This is a genomic window from Paralcaligenes ureilyticus (genome assembly GCF_004346225.1).
GTDB lineage: Bacteria > Pseudomonadota > Gammaproteobacteria > Burkholderiales > Burkholderiaceae_B > Paralcaligenes > Paralcaligenes ureilyticus.
In genome coordinates, this window is record NZ_SMAJ01000003.1 from 426,383 (window position 1) to 449,426 (window position 23,044).

Here is a 23,044-nt window from a genome sequence, read left to right on the forward strand (position 1 = left end):
AATGGAGGAATGGCGTGACCCAGGTGCTTCTTTTCAATGTTTTCAACGGGCTGATCGTTGGCGCGTTCTATGCGCTCATGGCCCTGGGCCTGTCCCTGATCATCAATCTCACGAACGTCATCAACTTCGCCCACGGGGGTTTCCTCGCGCTGGGCGCCTACTTTGCATATATGCTGGTGCCGTATGTGGGGTTTTGGGGCGCGCTGATCGCGGCACCGTTGTGCGCGGCATTCGTGGGCGTGATTGTAGAACGCATCCTTATCCGGCCTTTATACAACCGCGACCCGTTGTATAGCCTGTTGCTTACCTTCGGGCTGGCATTCGTGCTTCAGGACACTGTGCGTTTTATTTGGGGTGCGCAGGGGTTGCCGCTTGTCATTCCCGACGTGCTGAATTCGCCGCTCAGTTCAACGCTGTTTTTCCTGACAGGGTACAGGCTCTTCATGGTCGCGTTGGTTGCAGTGGCTGTGGGGATTCTTTTCTTTGTCCTGAAAAAGACACGACTGGGCATGCGTATTCGCGCAGGCACGCTCGATCTTGAAATGGTGTCGGCCCTGGGCGTCGATGTACGCATCTTGCGCAACCTCAATTTTGGCCTGGGCATTTTTTTCGCAGGCCTGGCCGGTGTATTGGCCGCCGGAATGCTGGGGCTGACACCCACCATCGGCGAAGGGCTGATCATGCCAAGCTTCGTTGCGGTTATTGTGGGCGGCCTGGGCAGCCTGGTCGGTACATTGTTCGGGGGGCTGCTGATCGGTGTGGTGGCGGGTGTCGTAACGGTGTTCTACCCGGCTGCGTCCGAGGCCTCCATCTATGTGCTCATGGCAATCGTGCTGTTGTTCAGGCCATACGGCCTATTCGGTGAAAAAGGCGGAACCAAACTGTGAATCACCGCATGTACATACGTAAATCGGTCTATCTGCCGGTGTTGTGGATCGTACTTTTGACTATGCCCTACTGGATAACACCGCTTGGCGGATATACGGGTCTTGCCACCCGCGTGCTGGTGATCGGGCTGGCGGCCATGGCCACCAATCTGCTTATAGGGCACACCGGAGTGATGTCGTTTGGCCATGCGGCCTACTTCGGCGTCGCGGCGTACGCAACGGGCCTGACGCTCAAGTACCTGGTACCAAGCACGCCTGTCGCCATTCTGGTAGGCATCGCGATCGGCACATTATGCGGGGCGATCATCGGGTATTTGATCATCAGGCTTCGCGGAATCTACTTCGCCTTGGCGACCATAGCCTTCGGCCAGGTGTTTTATTTCATTGCGTTCCGATGGAATGCCGTTACTGGGGGCGACAACGGGCTTAGAGGCTTTCAACGTTTGCCTGTCGACCTGGGTTTCATGAAAATCGACATAACGTCCAGTCTTGTCTATTACTACGTCGTACTTGCCGTTTTGGCGATCTGCGCGGTGGCAATGGCTAAAATTCTGAATTCGCCATTTGGGCACACTCTGCAGGCCATTCGCGAAAACGAACGCCGCGCTCAGTTCCTGAGCATTCCAGTCAATCGCCATATCTGGACTGCCTATACGTGGTCGTGCTTTTTCGTCGCCGTCGCGGGCGCCCTCTATGCACTGCTCAACAATTTTGCCAGCCCCCACGACCTGGACTGGACACAATCGGGCGACTTCGTGCTCATGGCGGTCATCGGCGGCATGCGTTCTCTCTGGGGGCCATTGCTGGGCGCAGCCATCTTTGTGGTGGCGCAGGATTATCTCTCGGGCGTCACCCAATACTGGATGTTTTTCGTCGGGATGATTTTTGTGCTGGTCGTGCTGCTTGTGCCCCGCGGTATTGCGGGGTTGTTCCAGAGGAACGCATCATGAGCCTGCTCGAGGTCCACAATGTTTCTCAGCATTTCGGTGAGCTCGTGGCGGTGAAGAACGTCTCGCTCAACGTCGAAGAGGGTGAACTGCACGCAATCATCGGGCCGAACGGCGCAGGCAAGACGACGTTTTTCAACATGCTCAGCGGGTTCTATCAGCCGACACATGGGCATATCGTGTTCGATGGCATCGACTGCACGGCCATGCCGCCCCAGACACGTGTTGCGAGGGGCATGGCAAGGACATTCCAGATCACGGAAGTCTTTCGAGAGCTGACCGTGCGCGAAAACATACGCGTCGCCGTCGAAGTGACACAGGGGTTGAGGCTAAAGGTGTTTCGTTCCCGGCAGCAAGCCGCCGAAACAGATGAGCGCGTCGACGAACTGATCGAGATCGGCAAGCTGACAGGAAAGGAGAACCGCTACGTAGGTGAACTTTCGCATGGCGACCAGCGTTCGACGGAAATCATGATGGCGCTCGCACTCAAGCCCAAGCTGCTGCTGCTTGACGAGCCCGCGGCGGGCATGGGGAATCAGGAAACTTACGACACGGCGTTGCTGATTCGGAGGCTGCATCGCAGCCAAAAACTGACGATCATATTGGTCGAACACGATATGCGCGTCATCTTCAACCTGGCCGACCGCATCACCGTGCTGACCGAAGGCGAGGTGCTGGATCAGGGTACGCCCGACGAAATCGCAGCCAGCGAGAAAGTACAAGTTGCCTATCTGGGGGAACAGCATGAAGGCGCTTGAGATACAGCAACTGAACACCTACTACGGCAAAAGCCATATCCTCCAAGGGGTGGACCTGGAGGTCGGCGAAGGGGAACTGGTCACGCTGCTGGGTCGCAATGGCGCGGGCAAGTCCACTACCTTGCGCAGCATCATGGGGATGACACCGGCGCGTGCCGGCCATGTGCGGATATTCGGTACGGACTCGACACATCTGCCACCCTTTCACATTGCGAGGCTGGGTGTAGGCCTGGTTCCGGAGGGGCGTCGCATCTTTGCCAATCTGACCGTCGAGGAAAACCTCAAAGTCCCCGTGGATCGTCCGGGCCCATGGAGCATCGCCCGCATTTACAAGCTCTTTCCGCGCTTGGCCGAACGCAAATCGCACAAAGGGCAACAGCTGTCCGGAGGCGAACAGGAAATGTTGTCAATCGCACGTGTGCTGCTGCTTAACCCGAAGCTATTGTTGCTCGATGAGCCTTCTCAGGGGCTGGCTCCGCTGATCGTACAGAATGTGTTCGACGTTATTGTCTCTGCCCGCAACGAGGGCACCTCTGTGCTCCTGATTGAACAGAATGTACGTGCCTCCATCAAAATCGCCGATCGCGCGTATGTGCTGGACCGGGGCTTGATAACGTATAGCGGCGTTGCGGCTGAATTCGGCCAGGATGAACAGCGCGTTCAGGAGTTGGCGGGCGCCAGCGCCCAGAAGTGGGAGTTCCCTGACGATTGATGCGCTGTTTTGGGGGAATGGCAGCCACAAGGGTTGCCGCAACAATCTGTACGAGAATGGCACCCACAAGGGGTGCCGCTACAAATACGTAGCAGCAGTTAATGTAGCGGCACCCCTTGTGGGTGCCATTTACCCATCGTTTATCCCCGCCATTTACCGCGCTGTATTACCAGCACCTTCCGGAAAGGTTGATCGTTCGAGTAACTGGCCCGCTACTGGCCGGCGTCAAAGCCGATGCGCGCCGATAACCGGGCGCAGATGTCGGCCAGTATGCTTTTGATTTGTTCGATGTCGGGGCGGGGGGTACCATCGATGCGCGCGATATGCGGGATATTGATCGCCGCTACGACGCGGTTGCCCAAGCCCCAGATCGGAAAGGCAATGTTGGTGACGCCGCCAATCTGAATGCTGGGCATCGACGCGTGTCCGCGAGCCCGCACTTCTTTGAGCAGGGCAAACAACTGGCCCGGATCCATCTCCAGTTCACCTTCTACCTGGATGTGGCTATTCAACATGCGGGTGCGTTCCACCTCATCCTGGTAAGCGAGCAGGACGTGGCCCGAAGAGGTGTCCGTCAGGCCCATCACCACACCCAGCTTCAGTCCGAATGACCAGCGTTCGGGGCTGTCGACCTGGGCAATCACCACAACGCGTCCATTTTGATATATGGCCAGATGGCACGATTGCCGTGCCCGTTGCGACAGTTCATGCAGCAACGGTAGTGCAGCGCTTACCAGCGACTTGACGGGTTGGTGCCGGTTGGCAAGCCTGAACATTTTGAGTGTCAGGGTGTAGCGGTCATTCTGGTCGGCGGCAATATAGCCTCGCCGCTGCAAGGTGACCACCATGCGAAAGATCTCGTTGACATTGCGCCCCAGCGTCTGGCCAAGCTCGTTAAGCGTATAGCCCTCGGTGCTTTCGCTAAGGGCTTCCAGTATGTCCAGGCCTTTTTCCAGCGCGGGTGCGGTGTAACGCGCCGGGCTCTTGATGTTTGCCGCGGCGCTTATGCCTGTTGCCGCACCTTGCGTGTGATTTTCTGGTGTGTCGGTCATGTTTTGTAGATACCGTCTTGAAGGTCAAGGGTTTTGACAGCCACAAGGGCTACCACTACAACCTGTACGAGAATGGCACCCACAAGGGGTGCCGCTACATTAACTACCGCCGCGTATTTAACTACTGCTACATATGTGTAGCGGCACCCCTTGTGGGTGCCATTCGGCAGTGAATCATCGATAATTTTTGCTATCTTAACGCAATTTATTTTATATAAGAAATATATTTTTATATAAAAAAATAGAATTGTGAGGAAATAGAACTATATATAGAAGATACAGCGTAGGGTAATTAGGCATTTAGGGAAACCCCTAACTATAAACAAGCACTTAGCTCTTGCCTGTCGGTATCTTCCTGCTTTAGGATAGCTTTGTATATATCAAAATTATTTTCACAAATAAAAATAACTATCGAGGCGATATGTCCAACGAACCGATGATCATGGCGAGTCATGAATTACCAGTTTGATTTCCAAAGCGTGCTGGCGTATTGGCCCATGTTTCTTGATGGCGCCTGGACAACGCTGCAATTATCTTTCTGGGCTACCTTGGTCGGGTTTGTTTTTGGCGTTCTGTGTGCGGTTGCGCGCACCGGCGGGCCGACATGGTTGCGCAAGCTCGTCGGGGCCTATGTCGAATTCATACGCAATACGCCGTTGCTGATACAAAGCTATTTCCTGATCTTCGGCATGTCCAGCATCGGCATAAGAATGCCCATTATGTTTGGCGCCGTTCTGGCTTTGGTCATCAATATCGGCGCGTATACCTGTGAAATTGTTCGCGCCGGAATCGACTCCATACATAAAGGCCAGCTTGAGGCCGCGCAATGTCTGGGCCTGTCGCCAGGCCAGGTGTACTGGCACGTTATTTTGCGGCCAGCCGTCGAGCGGGTCTATCCGGCGCTTGCCAGCCAATATGTGTTGTTGATGCTGGCCACCAGTATTTTGTCGGCGGTGGGGGCCAATGAACTCTTTGGGGTCTCCAATCAGGTTCAGGCCAATACGTTTCGCAACTTTGAAGTGTTCATCGTTTTGTGGGTACTGTATTTGTGCCTGTCGGCCCTGGTTCGCCTGGTTTTCTGGCTGGTGGGCCAATTCGTATTCGTGCGCCGGCGCAAGCTCGGCACGTCCTTGTAAGGAGCGGCGATGACTGTGCAACAGCTCGATTATTTGCTGCAAGGGGCGTGGGGGACTCTGCTGCTCTCGTGCCTTACGTTTATCTTTGCCGGCATGCTGGGACTGGTGGTCGCCCTGTCCAGAGTGTCCCCCGATCGCGCGGTGCGGGCAGCCTCTTCGGCATACATTCAGTTAATACAAGGTACGCCCTTGCTGGTCTTGATGGGCGTCTGTTTCTACGGCCCGAATTTGTTGGGCATGACCAGTGTGCCGGCTTTGTTTGCGGCCACCCTGGCGTTGACCATCCAGTCCAGCGCGTATTTTGGGGAAATCTGGCGCGGGTGTATTCAGTCGGTGGCTAAAAATCAGTGGGAAGCGGCAGAGTGCCTGGGATTGAGCCGCTTTCAGCGCATGGCCCTGGTTATTTTGCCGCAAGCTTTGCGCATTGCCACACCGCCCACCGTGGGCTTTATGGTGCAAATTGTTAAAAACACCTCGGTGGCGTCTTTAGTCATTGGCTATGCGGAGCTCGCCTATAACGCCAAGATTCTGAACAACTCGACCTTTGAGCCTTTTCTTTATTTCGGCTGTGCGGCGTTTTTGTATTTTATTATCTGTTATCCCCTGTCTCGTTGGAGCCGTAAACTGGAAGGGAGGCTGAATGTCGCTCGTAGTTGAACTCAAAGAAGTACATAAGCGCTTTGGCGCGCAACACGTGCTTAAAGGCATTTCGCTGTCTGTGCATAAAGGCGAGATCGTGGCGGTCATCGGCCAGAGCGGCTCGGGCAAAAGCACGGCATTGCGCTGCATGGATCGCCTGGAAATCGTCGACGGCGGCGAAATTACGGTGTGCGGCCACAAAATCACAGGCGAAAGCCCCGATTTGAGCAGCTTGCGGCGCGACGTCGGGATCGTATTCCAGAGCTACAACCTGTTCCCGCACCTGACCGTGCTGCAAAACATTACTTTGGCACCCGTGCATGTCAAGAAGTTGTCCAGGCACGAAGCCCGCGAGGTGGCCGACCGTGTGCTGGCGCAGGTAGGCCTGGAAGACAAGCGCGATGCGTATCCCGAGCAATTGTCGGGCGGCCAGCAGCAGCGCGTGGCGATTGCCCGTTCGCTTGCCATGGACCCGCAACTGATGCTGTTCGACGAGGTCACATCGGCGCTCGATCCGCAGTTGACGGGCGAAGTGCTTAAGGTGATTGAAGGCTTGGCGGTAAAGGGCATGACCATGGTTCTGGTGACGCATGAAATGGCGTTCGCTTATAAGCTGGCCAACCGTGTCGTGTTTATGCATCAAGGACAGGTATGGGAGGAAGGCACCAGCCAGATTCTCAAGAACCCTGTAACGAAAGAGCTGCAGGAATTTGTGGGCAATGGTTTGTAGTTTGGCGACAAGCGCTGCAACACCGCAGCGCCTGGGTAGACACAATCTGGAGAGGGTCAAATGAAGGTTGATATCAATAAAACCGGTATGAAAAAAGCGGTATCGCGCATCCTGGGGTTTGGCGTTTTGGCCGCCGCGCTCGGGGTGGCCAGCGTGCCGGCGCAGGCCAACGATTTGAGCGTCATCAAGGCCAACAAGGTGATTCGCATTGCCCTTGATTTGGGCACGCCGCCCTTTGGCACTAAAGACGCCACGATGAAGCCCATAGGGTCCGATGTTGAAACGGCCGAGCTTCTGGCCAAGGACCTGGGCGTGAAGATGGAACTGGTGCCCACAACGGGCGCCAATCGGGTTCCATTTTTGCTGACCAACAAGGCCGATCTGGTGGTGGCGAGTTTCTCGATTACACCCGAGCGCCAGAAGGTCGTGGATTTTTCCGTTCCTTATGCGGCGATCCAGGCCGTGGTGGGCGCGCCCAAGAGCATGAACATCAAAACCTTGAAAGATCTGGTGGGCAAAACGGTAATTTCCACGCGTGGCACCACCAACGATCAGGCGATTACCAAGCAGGCGCTGCCAGGTACTCATATCTTGCGCTTTGATGATGACGCTACCTCGATTACCGCGGTGATCAGCGGGCAGGGTGACATCTTCGCAACGGCTCCGGCCTTGTTGCAGGGGATCAATCAGAAAGATCCGAAAAAGCAGATGGAAACCAAGATTGTGTTGTCGCAGGCCATGCTGGGTGTGGGCCTGGCCAAGGGCAATACCGAGTTGAAAGCCTGGGTCGATAACTGGGTGCGGGCAAATCTGAAAAACGGCAAGCTCAATGCTATTTACCAAAAATACCATGGCGCTCCTTTGCCGGAATCGGTAACGAGCGCGGGCAAGTAATCAGTGGCGCGTGTGCCGGTACGTCATGGCGAGCCGGCATACGCGATTCAGGAAAGATGGGCAGGGCGGGTGCCGTGCCTTTGGCATATTGTATTTGGAGTGAATTATGGCAGGTCGTTTAGCAGGGAAAGTCGCGTTGGTGACAGCGGCGGGACAAGGGATAGGCAGGGCTACCGCCGAGCGGTTCGCCGAGGAAGGAGCGCAAGTTATTGCCACCGATATCAACGAGCGTCTATTGACGAATTTGCAAGGTTGTACGACCCGGCGCCTGGATGTCACCAAGCCGGCAGAGATTGCCGCCCTGGCCAAAGAGCTGGGTTCGATCGACGTGCTGTTCAATTGCGCCGGCTTTGTGCACGACGGCTCCATACTCGATTGCGATCTTGATGCGTGGAACTTTTCGCTGGATCTGAACGTGACGGCCATGTATCAGATGATCCGTGCGTTTTTACCCGGCATGCTGCAGCAGCACCGTGGCTCGATCATCAATATGTCTTCGGCCGCCTCCAGCATCAAGGGCGTGCCCAATCGCTTTGTGTATGGCACGACCAAGGCGGCGGTCATCGGCCTGACCAAGGCCGTTGCCGCCGATTTTGTTTCGCAGGGCATCCGCTGCAATGCCATTTGCCCGGGAACGGTCGAGTCACCCTCGCTTAAAGGACGGATTGCTTCTCAGGCCGCCAAATACGGTAAAACCGAGCAGCAAATACATGCCGACTTCGTGGCGCGCCAGCCGATAGGACGCGTGGGCCGGCCGCAGGAAATCGCCGCGCTGGCCCTGTATCTGGCTTCGGATGAGTCCAGCTTTACCACCGGCACTTCGCAAATTATTGATGGCGGCTGGTCGAATTAACGACGGGCGGCCTGGGCATTTCGATTGAGAAGGAACTAAGCATGAAATTATTACGTTTTGGGCCCGTGGGCCAGGAAAAACCCGGATGTCTCGATGCGCAAGGCAAGGTGCGCGATTTGTCGGGCAAGGTGCCCGACATCGACGCTCGGACATTGAGTCCGGCGCAATTAAAGGCTCTCCAGACCATTGATGTGGCCAGCCTGCCCATCGTGAATAATCCCGGCCGCATCGGCACGCCGTATTCAGGTCTGGGCAAATTTATTTGCGTGGGCCTGAACTATAGCGATCATGCGGCGGAAACCGGCGCTGACATACCCAAAGAGCCTATTCTTTTCAGCAAATGGTCGACGCCGTCGGGCGCCAATGATCCCATCGTCATGCCCAAAGGCTCGGTCAAGACGGATTGGGAAGTGGAGCTGGGCGTCGTGATAGGCGTCAAGGCGCGTTACGTTAGCCTGGCCGATGCCCTCAAGCATGTGGCTGGCTACTGCGTGGTCAACGACGTGTCCGAGCGTGAATACCAGCTTGAGCGCGGCAGTCAATGGGACAAGGGCAAGGGTTGCGATACCTTCGGCCCCGTTGGGCCCTGGCTGGTAACGGCCGACGAAGTCGCCGATCCGCAAAATCTGGCCATGTGGCTGGAGGTGAACGGCAAGCGTTTTCAAAATGGCCATACCCGGACCATGATTTTCAATGTGGCGTTTCTGGTGCATTACATCAGCCAGTTCACAACGCTCCATCCGGGCGACCTGATCTCCACCGGGACGCCTCCCGGCGTCGGCCTTGGGCAGAAGCCGCCTGTTTATCTGAAAGCCGGCGATGTTGTGCGTCTGGGCATCGACGGCTTGGGCGAGCAGCAGCAAAAAGTGCACGCCTGGGATAGTAATCTGCTGAATTGATTCATTACTTTAAAGCGGGCACAGCCCGGGAGTTTTTGATGTTACACAAGTCGTTCAAGAAAATAATGGCGGTAAAGGCTTTGTCCGTGATTGGCGCGTCTCTGATTGCCATGACAACGTTTTCCGCGCATGCACAAAGTTATCTGGACAAGATCAAAGAGCGTGGCGTGATCAAGGTGGGCATCGTGGTGGACTTTCCGCCCTATGGCATCACCAATGCGGCCAATAAGCCCGATGGCTACGACGCCGATGTGGCCAGGCTGCTGGCCAAGTATCTGGGCGTCAAACTGGATTTGATTCCGGTAACCGGCCCCAATCGCATTCCGTATTTGCTGACCGACAAGACCGATGTGCTGGTTGCGTCGCTGGCGATTACACCCGAGCGCGTCAAGCAAGTGCAATTCTCCAAGCCGTATTCCGCGGCCAGCATGGTGTTGCTCGCGCCGACGGCAACGCCCATCAAGACTCCGGCCGATTTCGTCAAGTACAAAATTGGTGTGCCCCGCGCCGGCACCGCCGATATCGGGCTGATGAAAGTTGTGCCCAAAGGCACCGACATCCGGCGTTTCGATGATGATGCCTCGTCCCTGCAGGCTCTGATTGTGGGGCAGGTGGACGCCGCAGGCACGTCGTCGGTCATCGCCGGAGATGTGCAGAAGCGTTATCCCGGTAAATACCAGATCAAGTACGTGATCAACGAGCAGGTCATGGGCATTACCATGCAATACAAGCGCCCCGAACTGCTCGATGCCGTCAATAAATTTATCAAGGTCAATGTCGACAACGGCGAGTTGAATAAGCTTTTCACAAAGTGGATCAACGTCCCCCTGCCGCAATCGGTGGTGGCTGCTTCGGATAAATAATTAGGCCAAAAACGTACCCGCCAATAATGTAGTGGCAGCCCTTGTGGCTGCCAAATTCGTTGATGGTCAAGGTAGTATTTATTAAGCCATGGGCACGTCAGTGGCACCCACAAGGGGTGCCGCTACAAAATTCACGTGCCGCTACAAGAACCGTACCCGTCGCTCCTGTAGTGGCAGCCCTTGTGGCTGCCATTCTAATTTCAAAATCAGCCCCTTCCGGGCTGATCGAATAAATCGGCGTTAAGCAGAATAGAACGGTCGACGTTGTTGATATCGGTGCGTCCGCAAAACGCCATGGTGATATCGAGCTCGTTGGCGATGAGCTCCAGGCAGCGCGTGACGCCGGCCTGGCCCATGGCGCCCAACGAGTAAAGAAACGAACGCCCGATCATGGTTCCTTTGGCCCCCAGCGCAATCGCCTTGAGCACATCCTGGCCGGAGCGTATGCCGCCATCCATCCAGACTTCGATGTCGCGGCCAACCGCCTGGGCAATGTGCGGCAGGGCCGAGATGGACGATGGGGCGCCGTCGAGCTGACGGCCGCCATGATTGGATACGATCAGCGCGTCGGCGCCGCTGTCGACCGCATGACGCGCGTCTTCCGCATCCATGACGCCTTTAAGGATAATCTTGCCGCCCCAGCGTTTTTTGATCCACTCAATATCGCTCCAGTTCAGGCGCGGATCGAACTGTTCGGCCGTCCAGGACGACAAGGACGACAAGTCGCCCACCCCCTTTGCGTGGCCCACGATATTGCCGAATGTGCGGCGCTTCGTGCCCAGCATGCCCAGGCACCAGCGCGGCTTGGTCATCAGGTTGATGATATTGGCCAGCGTGGGTTTGGGCGGCGTGGACAACCCATTCTTGATGTCCTTGTGTCGCTGCCCCAGAACTTGCAGATCCAGGGTGATCATCAGCGCCGAACACCGGGCGGCCTTGGCCCGGTCGATCAGGCGTTCGATGAAATCACGGTCGCGCATCACATAAAGCTGAAACCAGAAGGGCGCTTGCGTGTGGGCTGCGATGTCTTCGATGGAACAGATGCTCATCGTGGACAGCGTAAACGGAATGCCGAATTTTTCGGCGGCACGTGCACCCAGGATTTCGCCATCGGCATGCTGCATGCCGGTCAGGCCCGTAGGCGCAATGGCCACCGGCATGGTCACGTCGGCACCGATCATTGTGCTGCGCAGCGACCGTTTTTCGATATTGACGGCAACGCGTTGACGCAGCTTCAGCTTTTGGAAGTCGCTTTCGTTCGACCGGTAGGTACCTTCCGTCCATGATCCTGAATCCGCATAGTCATAGAACATTCGCGGCACTCGGCACACTGCCATTTTCCGAAAGTCTTCAACGCATGTGATTTTGGATAACGTGGACAAGAAAGTCTCCTGGTGCGAGGGCGGATCGCGTTTGATGCGGATAATGGGCCGACAATACGGCCAAACCTCAATGATAGACGAGAATTCTCCCGTAGGCGTAGTGTGGATCCCTTTCGGAACAGGCTGAATTAATGCCTGTTTGCCGTGGCCGCTGGGTGTTTTTGCCCACGACATACCCCTTAATTTATGGTATAGTTACGCCTCTTTTGAAGCGGCTGTAGCTCAGTTGGATAGAGTACTTGGCTACGAACCAAGGGGTCGTGGGTTCAATTCCTGCCAGCCGCACCAGAATTTACTAGTGTTATTAGCTAGTTAGCCGCCTAAATCCGCAAGGATTCAGGCGGCTTTTCTCTGCGTGGAGAGTTTTGCCGTGCCGCAGAATTTCGTCTTGTGTGTGCTTTTGTTCTGATTGGGCTAATGATTTACGAATGCGTGCCGTAAACGCGTAAGTGACGACACTCCGAGAGGCCCAAAGTGAACCAAATTCCCTTTCCAATTGCCCTTGACACGATTCTGACCGCCGGCGTTGTTATGGCTCTTGCGACCTTTTTCGCCGGATTGCTGTGCGACTGGTTCGGAAAATCCGATTCGTTCTTCAAATTCAGCATCATTGTCACCTTTTTCTTGCTGCTCCTGCCTTACGGGTTGGGCTATCCGATCTATCCGGGGCGTGTATTTGATATATCGGGTCAGCTTAATCCAGAGCAGCTTCCAGGTATCGCGACGGCTGCGTTTTTAGGCCAAATGATAGGCGCCGCGGCCGGACTACGCGTACTGGCATGGATGAAACGATTGAGTCTATGATGGTCCTGCGCGCTTGCGGCAGGTAAGTGTTTTCGATACGGGCTGGGGGGTCGTGGGTTCAATTCCTGCCAGCCGCAGCAGAATTTACCAGAGCATTTTTGGTCAAACGGTGTCCGGCACGGCATGCTCTGGAACTCACTGGCCCGCAGCCTGCCTATATCACGTTGCCTGTAGACCTCACTCGGCCCAACACCAGCCGCCCCCACTCATCCCCCGGTGCGCTTCGCCAGCGCAGCCGCAGGGCGAGGGGTGCGGTACCGTCCGGCCATTCGGGGCGCGTAGCGCCACGACCGCTGGACGGGCCGGACGGTACCGCACCCCTCGCCCTGTGGCGTCTTAATAGAATGACCCCGCCCAAAACAGCTCAAAAAAGCAGCGACCAAAACGCGTTCAGTTCCATAAGCACTTCAACCGAAAACGCCCTAGTGTCATTCCCAGTTAACCACCTGAATACGTCAGCGCTTCAGGCGGTTCTTGCTTTTTGAATAACCCTTCCGGACTTGAGCCACGGAGGCGGCAGTGGCAAGTTCGGTTTGGTCGTAGTCCTATAATCTCGTCCAATAATTAGGGTTGGGAGCGGGTATGTACGAGGGGTTCAAGTGGGCGTTGTCGGCTGCGTTATATGCGGTATGGTGCGCCGCCATCTACCAGCGCAAGGCTTATCTAACGCTGGCGGCGGGGCTACTGTTTTTTATCTACAGCTTTATGGCCCACGGCTCTTTATCAAGAGATATTGCCGACGCATTTGGCGAAGCATTCGGTCCCCGAAACACCTCTACACGGGCGAAATGGTTGTGCGGTGTCGCCATTGTTGCGAGCGTCACGTTTATCGTGACGATTGTGATGGTCGTGCGACGCGTCAATTGACATCAAGGCACTTGTCCAAGTGCTTCGAAGCGCCTGGTTACGCTTTGCAAGGCACGCCGGCGGACGATCTCTGTAGAATCAAAATCAATAACAACACAAGAGGATGTAATGAAATTTGTATTGATGGCTTTGGTTCTGTCCACTCTGTCGGGCTGCTTGGTGTATCCGCATGATGGTGGGTATTACGATAATGGGCCGCGCGCGCGGTATCCTCATGACAACCGCGATGGTGGGTTCTGTCCGCCTGGGCAGGCCAAGAAAGGGAATTGCTGACAAGAAATCAAATACAGATACGTTTTGCAAATCCATCTGTCGTACGCGTGACTAGAATCCATAAGAACTATGGAGGTTCTTATGAAAGTTCTTGTCGCTATCGTATTGGCTGCGACACTGGCTGGCTGTATTGTTGTCCCGGCTGGCGGATATCATCATCGGTATCACCATTATTACGGCGGTGAGTATCATTGATTCAGGGGTGGCGAGGGTAGCTGCGAATGGTTTTCGCGTTTGAATTTCTGTAGAGACGAAGACACTTGCTTGGCTCTACAATGTCGGCTTACTTGGCCTGCAGGGGTATTCAGAATGCGAACCATCGGTCTGCTGGGTGGGATGAGCTGGGAATCGACCGCCACGTACTACCGGCTGATTAACCAGGATGTGCGGGCGCGGCTCGGCGGCCTTCACTCGGCCCAATCCCTGATGCACAGCGTTGATTTTGCACCTATCGCGCAGCTTCAGCATGACGGCGAGTGGGCACAAACAGGCTTGTTGCTGGCTGATGCGGCGAAGCATCTGGAAAAGGGCGGCGCGGATTGCATTGTGCTTTGCACGAACACGATGCACATGATCTGGGATCAGATTGCGGGAGCCGTATCGATTCCGTTTCTGCATATCGTTGATCCGACCGGCATCGAGGCGCGCGCGCAGGGGTTTCGAAAAGTCGGCTTCCTGGGTACGATGTTCTCCATGCGTGAATCTTTTTTCCGTGACCGATTGCTCGATCGGTACGGGGTAGAAATAGTGTTGCCCACTGCGGCGCAGCAGATCGAGGTTCACGACATTATTTATCATGAGTTGTGTCTGGGTGTGATAACCGAGGCATCGCGAGCGCGATACCGGCAGGCGATTCGCGGGCTGGTCGCGCAGGGAGCCGAGGCGATTGTGCTTGGCTGCACAGAGATCATGTTGCTGGTGCGCGAAGAAGACAGCGCTGTGCCGTTGCTGGATACCACTGCCTTGCACGCCCGTGCGGCAGTGGACTTCGCCCTGGCGGAAGACGAGCCGATTGTTGTTGATGCCTATTGATCTCAGGCCCTAGCGTCCGGTTTCGCTGTTCACTGCACTGGCCAGTTGTGCCTTTGTGATTGGCCGGTCAGGCCGGCTTTCTGAAATCGCTTTCGATCCATTGGGTGGCGCTTTGCATGCCAAGTTTGAAGTTGGCTGCGACGCGGACCTGCGCAAGCTGTTCGCCCAGGGCATCGTAAGCGCTTAACACGGCATATGGGCTGTCTTCATCGGGAACGATATCCAGTTTGATGTTCAACTGGCCCGATGTGGACGTGACATTAACGCTTTTGTGCAGCAAGGCATGCAATTGCTGCTCGTGCCGGCGCAAGACTTCGGACGCGGTTTTGACCAGTGTATGAAACGCGTTGGTATCGAGCGGCTTGGGATTTTTCTTGTCGCGTCCCATGGTCCATGGGCCAACGAGCGCGGGTTCGGTTTGGCCTTCCTTGACCATTTCCACGGCCCAGCCGTCGTCGTCTTCATTTTTGATGACCCGCGCGGTCCACCCATCGTCGCGCCAAAGCCGCGGCTCTTGCGTTTTAACATCGGGATCGATTGCCTCGTTGGGCAAATCGGAACTTGGGAAAGACGTATTGTTCACTACAGCAGTACTCCGTTTGAATTCGTTCGTTTGCAGTTCGGCGTGCCGCGGCTTTGCGTGTTTGGCGCAGCGAACTGCGGCGCAAAGGTCAAAGTTGCTTGCGAAGCGCTTTGGCTATTTCTTTGGCCTTATCGGATTCGGTGCGCAGGCGCGCCAGTTCGTCAGGCGACACGTGATCCACGTTGCAATAGTCCAGCTTCCAGGCGTGCGAGTCGCTCCAGCGCAGGGGCGATTGCATCGTCGTCCGGGCTCCCGGAGCCGACTCCAGCAGTTGCAGCGCCAACTCCAGTGTCGCCGCCTGCGATTCAGGGTTGTGCGGTTTGCCTGCTGCATTGCCTAGCGGAAAGTCGCTGAACAACATGCGCGGCACGCCGCAGTGTTCGATGATGTCTTTGGCGCACGCCATAATCACAGTTGAAATCCCGCGTGCTTCCAGATAGCGGGCCACCAAACCAAGCGTTTGATGGCAGACCGGGCAATTGGGCACCAGTATGGCTGCGTCAACCTTATCCTGTTGACAGTCATTGAAGATCTGTGGGCAGTCTACCTCAAGGGTGTGGCGCTGGCTGCGGTTGGTGGGTGCGCCGTAAAAGCGGGCCGCCAATCGTCCGATGCGTGCGCTTTGCACGCAGGCCCGCAGCGCCGGGAGCGGGAACCATGTGCCACTGTCTTCCATGGATGTGTGCCGGCGGTCGATGGCGACATGAGATATGCGCACATCATGATCGCGAGCCGTGTCGCCGGTGTAGACCTCGTAGAATTTCGCCGATGCGTTATACGGCGCCCCTGGCCCCTGGTTGCCCTTGCCGGGTTGGTAGGGTGCCGCGGTGGTGATCAGTGCAACGGTAGACTGGGACAAGGGTTTTCCAAGCGCCTGGAATGGCGTTTCGATGAAGTGCGCCCAACGATACGGATTGTCGTAGCCCAGCGCCTGATACCAGTCGCGGGTGCGTCTCATGTAGGGCACCGGCACGTCATCGTCGGCTGCGAATAGGCATGAGGCGTTTGACTGTGGATTGGATGTCGTCATGATGCTTGGAGCCTGGGCGCCGGTGAACGTGGATAAAACCGTTTTACCACATGGCTGTGCCGCGCTACGCCAGCGGGGCGCATTATCACCCTCCGGCCGATGATATTATTGTGAGCGCCCGAGTCGGAGGTAGTAAAACGCGAGGCGATTTGAGTATATGGATCAATGATTAATGATGAGTGAATCACCGGAATACTTTATCGGAATCGATTGGGGTTCCTCGAACTGCCGGGCCGCGTTGATTTCGATGGCGGGCGGGGTTATGGCGGCCAAAGATTCTCCCTGCGGCGCGTTAACTCTCAGGCACGACGAGTTTGCTGCGGTCTTCGAGCAACTGACCGGCGACTGGATTACCCGCCACAACGTTTTATTTGCACTGGCCTCGGGGATGGTCGGCAGCAAGCAGGGGTGGCTGCAGGCGCCTTATGTGAATACGCCGGCGACTATGGAGAGCCTGGTTGAGTCAATTCAATGGTTCGATCAGAGGATACCTGTGGGCATCGTTCCGGGTATTGCCAACTATCAGGACGGACGTGTCCTGGACATACTCCGCGGCGAAGAAGTGCAGGTTTTTGGCGTATTGAAGGCCTATGGAATAAGCGGCGGCCTGCTGATTCTGCCTGGCACCCACAGTAAATGGATTAACGTTGGCCATAGCCGGGTCGATAGTTTTCGAACCTATATGACGGGTGAACTGTTCGATGTTATTAAAAAGAATTCGGTTCTGAAGTATGCGCTGGGTGAGAGCCAGGCGCATCCGGACTTTATCGAGGAAGAGTTCCTGGCGGGTTGCCATATGGCGTTCCAGAGTAGTTTGCTTCACAATTTGTTCGGGATGCGCACGCGTTCAATTACGACCGACGTCAAGCCCCAGAGCCTGGATAGCTATTATTCCGGCTTGTTGATTGGCGAAGAAATCCGCGATGGCCTGGCGCGTTTGCCGCATCCGGGTACGCAAAAGGTTTATGTTGTAGGAAGCGCCAGGCTTGTTGGTTTGTACCAGAAGGCGTTGGGTTTGCATGCCGTCGAGGTCGTCGCCGTCGATGAAAAAATTGCCTTTGCAGGATTGAGCGCGATGGCTAACCGTATTGTTGAACATAAGTTGAAGGGCGGTTGAAATGGTTTTAAAACGTTTATTAAGCACTCCGCTGATAGCCATTCTTCGCGGCATCAGTCCGGCCAACGCACTGGCGGTTGGCGAAAAGCTGATTGCGGCCGGGTTCGAAGTCATAGAAATCCCGCTTAATTCGCCCGAACCTTTCAAAAGTATGGAAATACTGGCCCGGGAATTTCCCGACTATCCCATTGGCGCAGGAACAGTGCTCGAACTCGATCAGATCAAGAAGGTACAGGATGCGGGAGGCCAATTGATCTTGATGCCGCATCTGGACGCGGACATTGTAAAAATGAGCAAGGCCATGGGTCTTGTTTGCATTCCGGGGGTTGCCACACCCAGCGAGGCATTCATGGCGCTGCGTTGTGGCGCCGATGCCTTGAAGATGTTTCCGGCCGAGACATTGGGCGCTGCGGCGGTGAAGGCCTGGCTTGCCGTTCTTCCAGGCGGAACAAAACTGATTCCCTTCGGCGGCGTTAACCAGGACAATATGCAAGCGTTCTTCGACGCGGGTGCCCACGCTGTCGGCTTGGGATCGTCCCTTTTTCGCCCCGAGTTTTCGCCCGGGCGCGTCGGGGAATTGGCTCAGGATTTTGTGCGAGCGTTCAGGTCGACAAGCCAGAAGCGCGAACTGCGGCGGGGCGGGTAATCGTTTATGCATATCCGTCCTTATCAACCCGGCGATGAGCCGGCTGTTGTCGCGCTTTGGCGGGAATGCGGGCTTCTTCGGCCCTGGAATGATCCGCATCGCGATATCGCGCGTAAACTGACCGAGCAGCCCGAGCTCTTCCTGGTTGGTGTTCTGGGGAAAACCCTTATGGCTACGGCCATGGTAGGCTTTGATGGCCACCGCGGCTGGGTCTATTATCTGGCGGTTGCGCAAGCGCATCGCGATCAGTCGTATGGACGCCAGCTTATGCAGGAGGCTGAGCGTTTGCTTATTGAGCGCGGTTGTCCCAAAGTGAATCTGCTCGTGCGTTCGTCCAACGTTCAGGTCATTGAGTTCTACAAGAGGCTTGGATACACGCAAGACGACGTGATTAGCCTCGGGCGTCGGCTTATCCCCGATCAGGACAATTTTGGCGACGGGTACGTTTTAACGACGGATATAAGTTAAGGTCAATACCCTGTTGACGCAGCCGTAAGTGGTATAGAATTTAAATGCCCGGCGGGAGAACCGCCAAGGCGAGCCGTGCTCGGCCTTTGTATTTCGTTAGCCGATTTTAAGTAGCGTAAATCCAAGCCTATAAAGGTTTATGACGTAATGACCTTGGATATGTCTTGCCTGAATGTCGACGTTGATCGTTATCAGAGGCTGTTGGCGACAAATACACTGGTTTTGTCTCATATCGCGCAGCGTGCGCCGCTTGTTCAAACGCTGACGTGCATTGTGGGTGGTATTGAAGACCAGAACCCTGACATACGGGGCGCCATTCTGGTACTGGATGCGGATAGCCATCGCCTGCAGATGGGTGTTGCACCTGGCCTGCCGCAAGCTTATCTTCACGCTATCGATGGCATGGACATTGACTTGAGAACGGAGGTGCGCAAGGGCGCTGCAAGCCGTGCTACCCAAATCGAGGCCGGCCAATTCTGGCCCGGATTTTGCGAACAGGCTCTGCGCTATGGGTTGCATGCCTGTGCCGCGGTACCCATCGAGTCTGTTGCCGGCGGCGTGCTGGGTATTTTCGTGGTGTATTCCCAAGATGGCAGCCCGCCGAGCGACGCGTCCCGTCAGGCTGTTGCCGATGTCAGCTCCCTGATTATCATTGCCATTGAACGTGCGCAGGTCGAAACCTGGATAGAAAACGCCGAGAAAGCTTTGATCGAGAGTGAGACGCGAATGGCGCTGGCAATCGAGGGGAGCGGGACCGGTATCTGGGACCGGAACGTGTTAACAGATGAAATTCACTATTCGGCGGGCTGGTGGTCGATCCTGGGTTACGCCGACGCAGAGCTTAGCAATCATATTGAAGAAAGCTATACGCGTGTGCACCCCGATGACCTTGCTTATGTTCAGGAGGCCATCCAGGATCACTTTAATCAAAAGACCGAAAACTACATGGTGGAGCATCGAATCCGCTGCAAGGACGGCCACTATAAATGGATTTCGAGCCGTGGCAAGGTCGTAAGCCGGGACGCCGACGGCAAGCCGTTGCGCATGATAGGAACGACTACAGACATCAGCGCCCTGCGGACCTTATCCGATAGGTTGCAACAAAGCGTCGACCTGATCAGCAACCTGACCAATGAGGTACCTGGCCTGGTATATCAATATCGGCTGTTGCCAAGCGGCCTGGCGTATTTTCCTTATGCCAGCGGAGGAATCCGGGATATCTACGAGCTTGCACCCAGGCAGGTTGCCTTAAATGCGTCGCTCGTCGATGCGGTCATTCATCCGGATGATTTACCCGCTTATCGTGCTTCGCTTGAGGCTTCCGCGGCGAGCTTGTCGCCTTGGCATCTGGAATATCGGGTGATACTGCCCAAGCAAGGCTTGCGATGGCGGCGCGGGGATGCGCGGCCTCGCAGGCTGCCCGACGGCAGCGTAGTGTGGCATGGTTTTATCACTGACGCGACCGATCACAAGAGCGTAGAGATCGAATTACAAGAATTCGCGACCACCGACTTCCTGACGAAGTTGCCTAATCGGCGTTATTTCATGGCGCAAATGGAGCAGGAACTCGCCCGGATACGCAGCCTCGCCAACACGGACACGGCGGTTTTGATGTGCGATCTGGATCACTTTAAAGCCATTAATGACCGCTATGGCCATGCTGTAGGCGATCAGGTGCTTAAGCTTTTCGCAACGATTTTGCGTGAAGAGCTGCGCAAGAGCGATACGGTGGGTCGTGTGGGCGGAGAAGAATTTGCCGTGGTTCTGCCCGGCGTGGGAACCACCGAGGCGAGCGCCTTTGCCAGGCGGGTGCAGAAGCGGATTGCCCGAAGCCCGCTGCGTGTCGGTGATGAGGCAATCCTGGTGACCGTGAGTATCGGGATTTCTGTAATGAAAGCAACTGATGCAGACGCCGAGGCTTCCCTGTTTCGTAGCGATGGGGCTCTTTATCGCGCGAAGGCGGGCGGGCGCAACCGGATCGAAATCGCGCCGGGATAGGGTTGAGAGATGGCACCCGCGAGGGGTGCCGCTACATGATTCGCGGATACGTATTTGTAGTGGCAGCCCTTGTGGCTGCCATTCGTCCCTTTGGTGCTCTTGTGGCTGCCACACCACACCACATCACACACGCTGTCGCTTCCCTGCCAGGCTTTTTTTCGTTTTCGCCAGCATGCCGCTTATGTTTTCTCCGCGCGCAAGAGCGACGCCCAGCGCCAGCAGGTCGATGATGGCCAAATGCACCAGACGCGACAACATGGGGCTGTACAGGTCAGTGTCTTCTTGTGTGTCGGCACGTAAAAAAACGCTGGCCTGGGCGGCCAATGGCGTGTTGGATGCGGTTATCGCGATAACCGGGCATTTGTTTTTTCGCGCCAGGCCCACGGCTTCCAGCAAGTCTTTGCTGCGTCCCGAATGTGAGATGGCGACCAGCACATCTTTGGGCCCAAGCAGCGACGCGGCCATGAGCTGGACGTGCGTGTCGCAGTAGGCAACGGCAGCCAGATCGTAGCGAAAAAATTTGTGTTGGGCGTCGGCCGCGACAATGCCCGAGTTGCCTTGGCCATAAAATTCGATGCGCCGCGCACCAGCCAGCAGTGCAATGGCCGCATCGACACGGTCGGTGTTGATGTCGTTGCGCGCCCGCAGCAGCGCGGTTACGGCATTATCGAATACCTTCGCGGCCAGCACCGAGGTAGGGTCGCCGGTGCGTAGTGTCGAGTGCACATAAGGCACCCCTCCCATGATGCTGGCCGCCAGTTTCAGCTTGAAATCCGGCCAGCCCCGGTAGCCCATGGATCGGCAAAAGCGGATTACCGTTGGCTGGCTGACCTGGGCGCGCCGGGCCATATCGCCCACGGCCAGCTTGACGGCCTCTTCGGGCTGGGCGAGGATGCATTGCGCGACTTTGCGCTCAGCGTCGCTCAGGGTCGGCACGTGGTGTTCAATTTTTGCGAGCATGATCAGGTCTCTTCATGCCAGACGGCTGCGGCGCGCGCCAGCAGGCTGCCCGATGCGGCAGGCCCCCATGTGCCGGCGGTATAGGGTCTGGGTGCAATGGAGTGCTGCTCCCATGAGCGCATGATGGGTTCGACCCATGACCATGCCTGGGCCTGTTCGTCGCGGCGCATGAATAGGGCGAGCCTGCCGCGGATCACGTCCAGCAGCAGCCGTTCGTACGCGTCGGCCCACCGCGCTTTGAATGTGGTGTGAAAATCCAGGTTCAGGTAGGTCGATTGCAGGTTCATGGCGTCGCCAGGTTCTTTGGCCAGGAAGTACAAGCGTATGCTTTCTTTGGGTTGCAGGCTGATAACCAGGCGGTTGGCCGAATGCAGGCCGATCGGCATGGGGAACAGGGCGTGCGGCACGTTGCGAAAATTGATCACGATTTCTGCGGTGCGTTCCTGCATGCGTTTGCCGGTGCGCAAGAAGAACGGCACGCCGGCCCAGCGCCAGTTGCTGATTTCGGCCTGCAAGGCAACAAAGGTTTCGGTGTTGCTGTTGGCCGCAACCTTATGCTCCTGCCGGTAGCCGGTTACGGGCATGCCTTTGATGGCGCCGCTCTGGTATTGGCCGCGTACCGTTTTGGTGACGACGTCTTCGGCGGTAAACGCTTTAAGCGATTTGAGAACTTTGAGCTTTTCGTCGCGTATGGCGTCTTCGGCCAGGCTGGCGGGCGGTTCCATGGCCACAATACACAGCAGTTGCAGCAAGTGACTTTGCAGCATGTCGCGCAAGGCCCCGGTCTGGTCATAGAATTCGCCGCGCTCTTCGACGCCCAGTTCCTCGGCGATGGTGATTTGCACATTGTCGATCCATTCGCGCCGCCATAGAGGCTCAAACAAGGCATTGCCGAAGCGGATAGCCATTAGATTTTGCACTGATTCCTTGCCCAGATAATGGTCAATGCGATAAATCTGGTTCTCGGAAAAATATTGGGCCACATCGGCATTGATGGCGTTGGACGATGCCAGATCGTGCCCCAGGGGTTTTTCAAGTACAACCCGGACGTTGGGGTGATTCAGGCCGACCGCCGCCAGGTGCATGCAGATGGGTGTGAACAGGTGCGGGGCGGTGGCCAGATAGCAAACGGTAACGCGCTCGCTTACACCGCCCAAATCGTGTAGCAGCTGCTCGTAGTCCTCGGCACGGCCGGCGTCCAGTGAGTTGAAGTGGATTCGTTGGTTGAAGCGGGTCCATGCGTCCGGGTCGAGATCAGTGTTTACCCTGGGCTTTACTCGCTCATCGAGCAGGGCCAGGTAGCCGTCGCGCCCAATGGCCTTGCGTCCCAGCGCAAAAATTCGTGTGTCGCCATGCAGCAACCCGGCCTTGTCGGCCTGGTACAGCGCGGGTAGGAGCTTGCGCAGCGCGAGGTCGCCGGTTCCCCCAAAGAAAATAATATCGACGGCAGGTGTGGTGACCATTGGGGAACGTCCTTTTGATGCGGCGAAATGATGAATGAGCTGACCATGTAA

Annotated in this window: 24 protein-coding genes and 1 tRNA gene; 19 read left to right on the forward strand and 6 right to left on the reverse strand. The window is 56.2% G+C overall.

The genetic code is table 11. From position 1 onward, the window contains the following. Positions 1 to 14 precede the first annotated feature (14 nt). Genes EDC26_RS06555 through EDC26_RS06570 form a run of 4 tightly spaced genes read left to right on the forward strand, consistent with a single transcriptional unit; the run spans position 15 to position 3,304 of the window. Positions 15 to 887 carry a branched-chain amino acid ABC transporter permease gene (locus EDC26_RS06555; RefSeq protein ID WP_132580633.1) on the forward strand — a complete coding sequence of 291 codons (873 nt, stop codon included), beginning with the start codon at positions 15 to 17 and terminating at the stop codon, positions 885 to 887. Positions 888 to 895: 8 nt separating this feature from the next. After that, positions 896 to 1,837, forward strand: coding sequence for a branched-chain amino acid ABC transporter permease (locus tag EDC26_RS06560; RefSeq protein WP_132580814.1), 942 nt, complete (start codon positions 896 to 898; stop codon positions 1,835 to 1,837). Further along, on the forward strand, positions 1,834 to 2,592 hold the full coding sequence (locus EDC26_RS06565) for an ABC transporter ATP-binding protein (RefSeq protein WP_132580635.1): 759 nt from the start codon (positions 1,834 to 1,836) through the stop codon (positions 2,590 to 2,592). Before EDC26_RS06560 ends, EDC26_RS06565 begins: the two co-directional genes overlap by 4 nt. Then, entirely contained in the window at positions 2,579 to 3,304 is a 726-nt protein-coding gene (locus tag EDC26_RS06570; protein ID WP_132580637.1) for an ABC transporter ATP-binding protein, read from the forward strand. The genes EDC26_RS06565 and EDC26_RS06570 overlap by 14 nt, the downstream gene beginning before the upstream one ends. Before the next feature lie 212 nt (positions 3,305 to 3,516). Here EDC26_RS06570 and EDC26_RS06575 read toward each other — a convergent pair whose 3' ends face one another. After that, on the reverse strand, positions 3,517 to 4,356 hold the full coding sequence (locus EDC26_RS06575) for an IclR family transcriptional regulator (protein WP_132580639.1): 840 nt from the start codon (positions 4,354 to 4,356) through the stop codon (positions 3,517 to 3,519). Positions 4,357 to 4,808: 452 nt separating this feature from the next. Between EDC26_RS06575 and EDC26_RS06580 the strand changes: the two genes are divergently transcribed. From EDC26_RS06580 to EDC26_RS06610, 7 genes are all read left to right on the forward strand, one after another. Continuing rightward, the gene (locus EDC26_RS06580) at positions 4,809 to 5,492 is read left to right on the forward strand and encodes an amino acid ABC transporter permease (RefSeq protein WP_132580641.1); all 684 of its coding nucleotides are present in this window, start codon (positions 4,809 to 4,811) and stop codon (positions 5,490 to 5,492) included. Between the two features lie 9 nt (positions 5,493 to 5,501). Beyond that, entirely contained in the window at positions 5,502 to 6,149 is a 648-nt protein-coding gene (locus EDC26_RS06585; RefSeq protein WP_132580643.1) for an amino acid ABC transporter permease, read from the forward strand. Then, positions 6,133 to 6,861, forward strand: coding sequence for an amino acid ABC transporter ATP-binding protein (locus EDC26_RS06590; protein WP_132580646.1), 729 nt, complete (start codon positions 6,133 to 6,135; stop codon positions 6,859 to 6,861). Before EDC26_RS06585 ends, EDC26_RS06590 begins: the two co-directional genes overlap by 17 nt. A gap of 60 nt (positions 6,862 to 6,921) precedes the next feature. Continuing rightward, positions 6,922 to 7,755 (forward strand): transporter substrate-binding domain-containing protein, encoded by an 834-nt coding sequence (locus EDC26_RS06595; RefSeq protein ID WP_243700809.1) that lies wholly within the window; start codon positions 6,922 to 6,924, stop codon positions 7,753 to 7,755. Between the two features lie 106 nt (positions 7,756 to 7,861). Then, complete coding sequence (locus tag EDC26_RS06600) at positions 7,862 to 8,608, forward strand: SDR family oxidoreductase (RefSeq protein WP_132580648.1); 747 nt, start codon at positions 7,862 to 7,864, stop codon at positions 8,606 to 8,608. 41 nt (positions 8,609 to 8,649) lie between these two features. Then, positions 8,650 to 9,507 carry a fumarylacetoacetate hydrolase family protein gene (locus tag EDC26_RS06605; protein ID WP_132580650.1) on the forward strand — a complete coding sequence of 286 codons (858 nt, stop codon included), beginning with the start codon at positions 8,650 to 8,652 and terminating at the stop codon, positions 9,505 to 9,507. A gap of 38 nt (positions 9,508 to 9,545) precedes the next feature. Next, the gene (locus tag EDC26_RS06610; protein WP_243700810.1) at positions 9,546 to 10,370 is read left to right on the forward strand and encodes a transporter substrate-binding domain-containing protein; all 825 of its coding nucleotides are present in this window, start codon (positions 9,546 to 9,548) and stop codon (positions 10,368 to 10,370) included. Between the two features lie 206 nt (positions 10,371 to 10,576). Here the strand turns inward: EDC26_RS06610 and EDC26_RS06615 are convergent, their stop codons facing one another. Beyond that, entirely contained in the window at positions 10,577 to 11,752 is a 1,176-nt protein-coding gene (locus tag EDC26_RS06615; protein ID WP_132580652.1) for an alpha-hydroxy acid oxidase, read from the reverse strand. 211 nt (positions 11,753 to 11,963) lie between these two features. Between EDC26_RS06615 and EDC26_RS06620 the strand changes: the two genes are divergently transcribed. From EDC26_RS06620 to EDC26_RS06635, 4 genes are all read left to right on the forward strand, one after another. Continuing rightward, positions 11,964 to 12,040 (forward strand) — tRNA-Arg (locus EDC26_RS06620). A 186-nt stretch (positions 12,041 to 12,226) separates the two neighbouring features. Next, positions 12,227 to 12,556 carry a hypothetical protein gene (locus EDC26_RS06625; RefSeq protein WP_132580654.1) on the forward strand — a complete coding sequence of 110 codons (330 nt, stop codon included), beginning with the start codon at positions 12,227 to 12,229 and terminating at the stop codon, positions 12,554 to 12,556. A gap of 582 nt (positions 12,557 to 13,138) precedes the next feature. Next, the gene (locus tag EDC26_RS06630; RefSeq protein ID WP_132580656.1) at positions 13,139 to 13,423 is read left to right on the forward strand and encodes a hypothetical protein; all 285 of its coding nucleotides are present in this window, start codon (positions 13,139 to 13,141) and stop codon (positions 13,421 to 13,423) included. 582 nt (positions 13,424 to 14,005) lie between these two features. Beyond that, positions 14,006 to 14,728, forward strand: a complete 723-nt coding sequence (locus EDC26_RS06635; protein WP_132580658.1) for an aspartate/glutamate racemase family protein — start codon at positions 14,006 to 14,008, stop codon at positions 14,726 to 14,728. 67 nt (positions 14,729 to 14,795) lie between these two features. On the opposite strand, the gene EDC26_RS06640 is transcribed toward EDC26_RS06635, so the two are convergent. Both EDC26_RS06640 and EDC26_RS06645 read right to left on the reverse strand, forming a co-directional pair. After that, on the reverse strand, positions 14,796 to 15,311 hold the full coding sequence (locus EDC26_RS06640; protein ID WP_425012364.1) for a hypothetical protein: 516 nt from the start codon (positions 15,309 to 15,311) through the stop codon (positions 14,796 to 14,798). An 88-nt stretch (positions 15,312 to 15,399) separates the two neighbouring features. Then, on the reverse strand, positions 15,400 to 16,269 hold the full coding sequence (locus EDC26_RS06645; protein WP_207915075.1) for a reductase: 870 nt from the start codon (positions 16,267 to 16,269) through the stop codon (positions 15,400 to 15,402). A 244-nt stretch (positions 16,270 to 16,513) separates the two neighbouring features. On the opposite strand from EDC26_RS06645, the gene EDC26_RS06650 reads away from it, so the two are divergent. From EDC26_RS06650 to EDC26_RS06665, 4 genes are all read left to right on the forward strand, one after another. Beyond that, a complete protein-coding gene (locus EDC26_RS06650; protein WP_132580662.1) occupies positions 16,514 to 17,458 on the forward strand; it encodes a 2-dehydro-3-deoxygalactonokinase in 945 nt (314 codons plus the stop codon). A gap of 1 nt (position 17,459) precedes the next feature. Further along, complete coding sequence (locus tag EDC26_RS06655) at positions 17,460 to 18,104, forward strand: 2-dehydro-3-deoxy-6-phosphogalactonate aldolase (protein ID WP_132580664.1); 645 nt, start codon at positions 17,460 to 17,462, stop codon at positions 18,102 to 18,104. 6 nt (positions 18,105 to 18,110) lie between these two features. Next, a complete protein-coding gene (locus EDC26_RS06660; RefSeq protein ID WP_132580666.1) occupies positions 18,111 to 18,572 on the forward strand; it encodes a GNAT family acetyltransferase in 462 nt (153 codons plus the stop codon). A 147-nt stretch (positions 18,573 to 18,719) separates the two neighbouring features. Then, positions 18,720 to 20,570, forward strand: a complete 1,851-nt coding sequence (locus tag EDC26_RS06665) for a sensor domain-containing diguanylate cyclase (RefSeq protein WP_243700811.1) — start codon at positions 18,720 to 18,722, stop codon at positions 20,568 to 20,570. A 123-nt stretch (positions 20,571 to 20,693) separates the two neighbouring features. Here the strand turns inward: EDC26_RS06665 and EDC26_RS06670 are convergent, their stop codons facing one another. Both EDC26_RS06670 and zwf read right to left on the reverse strand, forming a co-directional pair. Beyond that, positions 20,694 to 21,530 carry an SIS domain-containing protein gene (locus EDC26_RS06670; protein ID WP_132580668.1) on the reverse strand — a complete coding sequence of 279 codons (837 nt, stop codon included), beginning with the start codon at positions 21,528 to 21,530 and terminating at the stop codon, positions 20,694 to 20,696. 2 nt (positions 21,531 to 21,532) lie between these two features. Continuing rightward, a complete protein-coding gene (gene zwf / locus EDC26_RS06675) occupies positions 21,533 to 22,993 on the reverse strand; it encodes a glucose-6-phosphate dehydrogenase (protein WP_132580670.1) in 1,461 nt (486 codons plus the stop codon). Between the last annotated feature and the right edge of the window lie 51 nt (positions 22,994 to 23,044).

Excerpts from the sequence above, each read along its gene's own strand:
- EDC26_RS06560 (WP_132580814.1), top strand. The coding sequence starts at position 896 with ATGTACATACGTAAATCGGTCTATCTGCCGGTGTTGTGGATCGTACTT.
- EDC26_RS06565 (WP_132580635.1), top strand. The coding sequence starts at position 1,834 with ATGAGCCTGCTCGAGGTCCACAATGTTTCTCAGCATTTCGGTGAGCTC.
- EDC26_RS06570 (WP_132580637.1), top strand. The coding sequence starts at position 2,579 with ATGAAGGCGCTTGAGATACAGCAACTGAACACCTACTACGGCAAAAGC.
- EDC26_RS06575 (WP_132580639.1), bottom strand. The coding sequence starts at position 4,356 with ATGACCGACACACCAGAAAATCACACGCAAGGTGCGGCAACAGGCATA.
- EDC26_RS06580 (WP_132580641.1), top strand. The coding sequence starts at position 4,809 with ATGAATTACCAGTTTGATTTCCAAAGCGTGCTGGCGTATTGGCCCATG.
- EDC26_RS06585 (WP_132580643.1), top strand. The coding sequence starts at position 5,502 with ATGACTGTGCAACAGCTCGATTATTTGCTGCAAGGGGCGTGGGGGACT.
- EDC26_RS06590 (WP_132580646.1), top strand. The coding sequence starts at position 6,133 with ATGTCGCTCGTAGTTGAACTCAAAGAAGTACATAAGCGCTTTGGCGCG.
- EDC26_RS06595 (WP_243700809.1), top strand. The coding sequence starts at position 6,922 with ATGAAGGTTGATATCAATAAAACCGGTATGAAAAAAGCGGTATCGCGC.
- EDC26_RS06600 (WP_132580648.1), top strand. The coding sequence starts at position 7,862 with ATGGCAGGTCGTTTAGCAGGGAAAGTCGCGTTGGTGACAGCGGCGGGA.
- EDC26_RS06605 (WP_132580650.1), top strand. The coding sequence starts at position 8,650 with ATGAAATTATTACGTTTTGGGCCCGTGGGCCAGGAAAAACCCGGATGT.
- EDC26_RS06610 (WP_243700810.1), top strand. The coding sequence starts at position 9,546 with ATGTTACACAAGTCGTTCAAGAAAATAATGGCGGTAAAGGCTTTGTCC.
- EDC26_RS06630 (WP_132580656.1), top strand. The coding sequence starts at position 13,139 with ATGTACGAGGGGTTCAAGTGGGCGTTGTCGGCTGCGTTATATGCGGTA.
- EDC26_RS06635 (WP_132580658.1), top strand. The coding sequence starts at position 14,006 with ATGCGAACCATCGGTCTGCTGGGTGGGATGAGCTGGGAATCGACCGCC.
- EDC26_RS06645 (WP_207915075.1), bottom strand. The coding sequence starts at position 16,269 with ATGAGACGCACCCGCGACTGGTATCAGGCGCTGGGCTACGACAATCCG.
- EDC26_RS06650 (WP_132580662.1), top strand. The coding sequence starts at position 16,514 with ATGATGAGTGAATCACCGGAATACTTTATCGGAATCGATTGGGGTTCC.
- EDC26_RS06655 (WP_132580664.1), top strand. The coding sequence starts at position 17,460 with ATGGTTTTAAAACGTTTATTAAGCACTCCGCTGATAGCCATTCTTCGC.
- EDC26_RS06660 (WP_132580666.1), top strand. The coding sequence starts at position 18,111 with ATGCATATCCGTCCTTATCAACCCGGCGATGAGCCGGCTGTTGTCGCG.
- EDC26_RS06665 (WP_243700811.1), top strand. The coding sequence starts at position 18,720 with ATGACCTTGGATATGTCTTGCCTGAATGTCGACGTTGATCGTTATCAG.
- EDC26_RS06670 (WP_132580668.1), bottom strand. The coding sequence starts at position 21,530 with ATGCTCGCAAAAATTGAACACCACGTGCCGACCCTGAGCGACGCTGAG.
- zwf (WP_132580670.1), bottom strand. The coding sequence starts at position 22,993 with ATGGTCACCACACCTGCCGTCGATATTATTTTCTTTGGGGGAACCGGC.